This is a genomic window from Vicinamibacteria bacterium (assembly GCA_035620555.1).
GTDB lineage: Bacteria > Acidobacteriota > Vicinamibacteria > Marinacidobacterales > SMYC01 > DASPGQ01.
The window spans coordinates 1-4,712 of record DASPGQ010000639.1; the positions used below are offsets into that span (position 1 = coordinate 1).

General features: G+C 60.4%; 5 protein-coding genes. 1 reads left to right on the top strand and 4 read right to left on the bottom strand.

The genetic code is table 11. The features are described from left to right. Positions 1–216 (top strand): hypothetical protein (locus VEK15_26055; GenBank protein ID HXV64191.1); only part of this gene is annotated, 216 nt, incomplete at its 5' end. A gap of 366 nt (positions 217–582) precedes the next feature. On the opposite strand, the gene VEK15_26060 is transcribed toward VEK15_26055, so the two are convergent. The 4 genes from VEK15_26060 to VEK15_26075 form a co-directional block, all read right to left on the bottom strand. Next, complete coding sequence (locus VEK15_26060) at positions 583–1,707, bottom strand: enolase C-terminal domain-like protein (protein ID HXV64192.1); 1,125 nt, start codon at positions 1,705–1,707, stop codon at positions 583–585. 2 nt (positions 1,708–1,709) lie between these two features. After that, positions 1,710–3,389, bottom strand: a complete 1,680-nt coding sequence (locus VEK15_26065; GenBank protein HXV64193.1) for a GH3 auxin-responsive promoter family protein — start codon at positions 3,387–3,389, stop codon at positions 1,710–1,712. Then, positions 3,379–4,278, bottom strand: coding sequence for a sterol desaturase family protein (locus tag VEK15_26070; GenBank protein ID HXV64194.1), 900 nt, complete (start codon positions 4,276–4,278; stop codon positions 3,379–3,381). Before VEK15_26070 ends, VEK15_26065 begins: the two co-directional genes overlap by 11 nt. A gap of 20 nt (positions 4,279–4,298) precedes the next feature. After that, the coding region (locus VEK15_26075) for a CocE/NonD family hydrolase (protein HXV64195.1) at positions 4,299–4,712 on the bottom strand (414 nt) is incomplete at its 5' end.

The following is a 4,712-nucleotide window of genomic DNA, read 5'->3' on the forward strand; positions in this document are numbered from 1 at the left end:
ATGTTTGATGAAGGTCTTCTCGAAAAACTCGATGCCGACGAAGACGTCCGTAGGGTGGGTCGTTCCGCGGTGCTTCGACGCATTGTCGGCGACTACCTGCGCAGGAAGACGGAATCCGCGATCGATGCTCGTTACCGGAAAGGATACGCAAAGGGCTCAGCACTTGGGCGCGAATTCGACGGTTGGGACGAGGAAGGTGTGTGGCCAACCGAGTAAATCGAGGAGAAATTTGGCTTCACACGTTCCGCTCTCCCGACAAGCGGCGCCCTGTTCTCGTGATCAGCCGCCAAAGTGTGATCCCTTTGATCCGAACCGTGATGGTTGCGCCGATCACGTCTGCCGTCCACGGAGTACCGAGCGAAGTAGCCGTGGGCGTGGAAGACGGTTTGAAGGTGCCTTCAGTAGTGAATCTCGACCACATCCAAACGGTCGATCAGAGGTCTTTGCGGCATTACGTAAGTAGTCTCGGCGCTCAAAAAATGGACCAGGTGTGCCTGGCCCTGGCGCGCGCAACCGGCTGCTCTTGGACAGGGTAGCGCCAATCACGCTCAGGCATCCGTTGGGAAACCGCCTTCCCGGTGTCTACAGCCGCTGGAAAATGCCGCGATCGCTGGTGAACGAAAGGCCCCAGCCGGGCTTGGCTCCGAGCTCGAGCACAGTGGCGTCGACTATGCCGCCGGCCCCGAACATCAGTGGTGGGTCGGCGACGTCGGTTTCGAGAAGCAAAGTTCCGAACGCTCCTTCTTGCGCGAGAAGGTTGTCTGCCGCACAACCGGCGGCAACCAGGCCAGCCCGCGTCAAGAGGCTCGTTTCGCCCACCTGGGCTCCGACGATCACGGGAATAGAAGCCTCCCGCGCTCGCCGGGCCACGGCCAGAGACCGCAGCAGGCCACCCATCTTCGACACACGGAGGTTGACGATCCAGTGATGCGGATCCTCTTCGAGCCGGGTTATCTGTTCTTCGCGCAGGAGGCTTTCGTCCAGAATCATACGGCAGCCAGTCTCGTCGGCGAGCCGTCTCAGTCCCGCCAGGTCGTTTGCCTCGAGCGGCTCCTCGATTCCAAGGAAAGGGCATCCGAGCGCGGTGAGATGCTCCGCGGCCTCCTCGACCCGATCCCAGAGGTTGTTGGCGTCCACCCGGACGCGGAGGCCTTTGACCTCGAGCTCGTGCAACCAACGAAGCCTCTCGCGATCGCGCCCGACGTCGCCGGACAGCTTCAACTTGAAGTCCGCGAAGCCCAAGTCACGATATCTCGCCGTGGTGGATCTGAACGAATCCATCCCGCTGTCGCCGACGACCGCGGTATAGCGATACGTTCCGTCCAGTCGAGTTAGGGACAGGAGATCTTCGACGGGTGAGCCGTCTCGGCGCGCGAGCCAATCGAGCATCGCGAGCTCGATGGCGCACCACGCGGCCGGATTCTCGTCGATTGTCGCAGCGTGCCGCCGTTCCCAGCTCACGAGGTCCTCGAAATCGTGAATTCCATCGAGGACAGCCCTTCGATGCTCGGCGAAGAATGCGGCGGCCGTAGCCATGTTCTCGTTCGTGACATATTCCCGTGGACATCCCTCGCCCCTCCCCACGAGCCCCTCTCCTACCGCTTCGACCCAAACGCTCTGGGTTCTCCTGCGTTCGGCGGAGCTGTGTTTGAACGAAATCCTGAACGGAATATCGAGCCGATAGATCTCGAGCTCTTGAATCGACATATTCAGGCGGAGCCGCGAAGGTAATAGTCGCCGAAGGAAAACGAGCCGTCGTCCAGATATTGCAGGGTGATGATCTTGAACTGGCCTTCCCGTTGTCCGAGACGCAGGCAGTGGCGTTTGTATGCTTCACCCGTGCCCGGTCTCAAATGCACGAGCTCGAGCTCTCGCAAGCGGCCGCTGGCACGTTTCGCCGCATACTCCACGTTTAACTCGGTCAGTTTGCTCTCGACCAGATCGCGCATCCGGCTTGGCGAGCCGTCGCTTGGTTCCGCGGGCTCCAGGAGCAACCGGTAATTCGATTCCTGGACGCAGGCGAGCATCAGAAAGAATGTCGAACGGACACCGAGCTCCTCCTCGGAAGACCGCACGGCTTCGATAATCTGGCTTTCGGTGAGCTTCTCCCCGGTGATGTTCGTGACGCCTTTGCCCTTTTGCACGAATTGGATCGTCGGGGTGGCGTGAAATCGGCCGGTGACCGTGATGATGTCGTTCATGAAATAGCGGTACAGGCCGGCCGCGGTCGTGACAATGACGTAGTATTGCTTGCCCGTTTCGAGCGCGTCCACCGTCAAAGTCTTTTGGTCACCACCATCCCATGCTTCGCGCTCCACGAACTCGAGGAAATTCTCCTGGATCGTGGGCGCGCCCCAGTTGCGCTCGACGTCGACGGTGATGGTGCCGCGGAACTCGCTGGATAGATAGCCGAGCTCCGCAATCCGAGTCGTCGGCGGCAAATGTCTCTCGAAGGCCGCGAGAGGAATGGCACAGCTCCCGCCGGTCCAGGTGTTGACGAGGCGTAGATTCGGCCAGAGGTCCGCAAACCTGGGCGACGGGGAGTGGAGAAGTTGCTCGAGCTCCCGCAGGCGAGCGGGCTTGCATCGTAGCCGGGGCTGGATCGCGGCCCTCGCGTCGTGGGTCATCCGCGCGAGGTAACGAAACTCTTCGCGTCGGATGTCCTCGAGGAGCTCCTCCCGATAAATCTCGAGCACCGAGAGAAGCTTCAGAAAGGTCGAAGGGTTGGCGCTGCCCAGGAACGTAACGTTACGGTGTACGAGCGCGAGACGGAGAATGGTCAGATACTTGAGGTCGTAGTCTTCGATACCGAAGACCTGATGCGGGATCACGTACTTCGCTCGGGTCAGTCTTGGCATGTTCTTGTACACGTGCCCCGACGCCGAGCCATAGGGCCTGCCGCTCTGAAGCCGACCTTCCTCGGCAAGCCCGACGATGCCCAGGAGCTTGCCGTAGTAAGCCCGAGGGTCGGTCTTGAACTGCACGTACGACTGGATAGCTTGACTGCGCTTGTGCGATCGAAGCGTGCTCTCGAGCAACGGAATCAGTTTCGGCTGGCCCGTGGTGCCGCTCGTTTGCGCATACATGACCGGAGCGACGGCGCTCAACGCAGGCGTGCCGGTGCGCTCTTGTTCCTCGATGAACGGCCTGAGCGATTCGTAGCTCTGTATCGAAACGGCGGAAACGAAGTCACGGTAGCTTCGAATCCGGTCGAATCCGTGCAACTGCCCGAACTTGGTCTCGCAGTTTTGGCGGAGAAACTGGAGAAGCAGGCGTTCCTGCGCGTCCCACGGCGCTCGAGCCGTCTTCACGAAAGGCCGCCAGTGCGTCCAGGTGAACATCTGCATGCGCGCCCAGATCAGGCGATTGATCAAGGCGTCATAGAGCATTCGAAGCCGCCCCCTGTTTGTCGAGGCCGGGCCGGAGCGGTGTGGTGAGCTGGCTGACGAAATCCAGTGGGTAATCGGGGTTGAGCAGGCCCAGATCCCCCACACGCCGATCCCGCGGCAGAAACCAGCTTCCGAAGACGAGGTCCCAAACAATGAAGTTGTTGCCGTAGTTGTTGTTCGATTCCTCGATACGTCTCGAGTGGTGCCATCGATGGAGCTCGGCGCCGCTGACGACGTAGTTGAGAATTCCGTAGCGCGCATCGACGTTGGAGTGCTGGAAGAATCCGTTGACTGCGTAGAAGATGAAGTATCCGGCGAAGACCTCCTCCCCGACTCCGAGAACGATGAACGGCAAAGCGTCCAAGAGAAACTGAACGGCCTTTTCCACGGGGTGAAACCGGCCGACGTTGAGCCAATAGAGCTTCTTGGGAGAATGGTGCACCGCGTGCAGTCGCCAGAGTTGCGTGTTATGCGCCGCGACATGAAGCCAGTAGCGGAAGAGCTCGGCAACGAGCAGCATCAACACGACCTGAACGGCAATGGGGAGATGTCGGGGCCACCACTCGGTCGTGGAGACGTTGGAGGTATGCAAGTATCGGATCAAGGTGATGCCAAAGAACAGGGTCAAAAGCGGGGGCAAGACGATCTGAACGACGATCATGAACAGCAGGTCGTTCTTCACGTCGTCTCGGTTGGGCTGCCAGGATTCGTCGTAGGGAATCGCGAGCTCGAGTATCGCGACGGCAACGGCTCCGAATACCACCGCGATGTAGGCGCTCACGCCCACCGGCAAACCGGCCCGGAGCAGTACGAAGTGCAGGGCGAATGCGGTGACCACGACGCCGGGATAGGCTATCCATGGTAAGAAACGCCGGCGGTGCTCGGGCATGTCGACCTCCTTTGCGATTCCTAACGCGGGACGATGGGGAGGATGATTCGCGACGGCGTGCTGCCTCCCCAAAAGACCGTTTGCTCGGCAGAGACGGGATGTGTTTCCGTGGCGATGTCGCCTCCGGTGTTGGGGTTGACGTCGAAGCGCGGGGTGTTGCTGCTCGAGACATCGAGACCGAGGCGGTGACCTCGAGGAACGAGCAGGCTCGTCGGCCACATCGGGATCTCGATCTCGATGGGCTCTTCCGCTCCGGGACCGATCGAGTAGGAACGCCGCAAGATCCCTTCCGAAATATTGAAAACACGCCCGTCGGGATCGATGTCCAGGAGATTCGTGGTGAAATCGGTGGATCGCGCCGTCGTGCGGACGTAGAGGACGGTTCGGAGGGGACCCGTGATTTCCAGATCCGATTCCAAGGGCGCGGTTGCGAA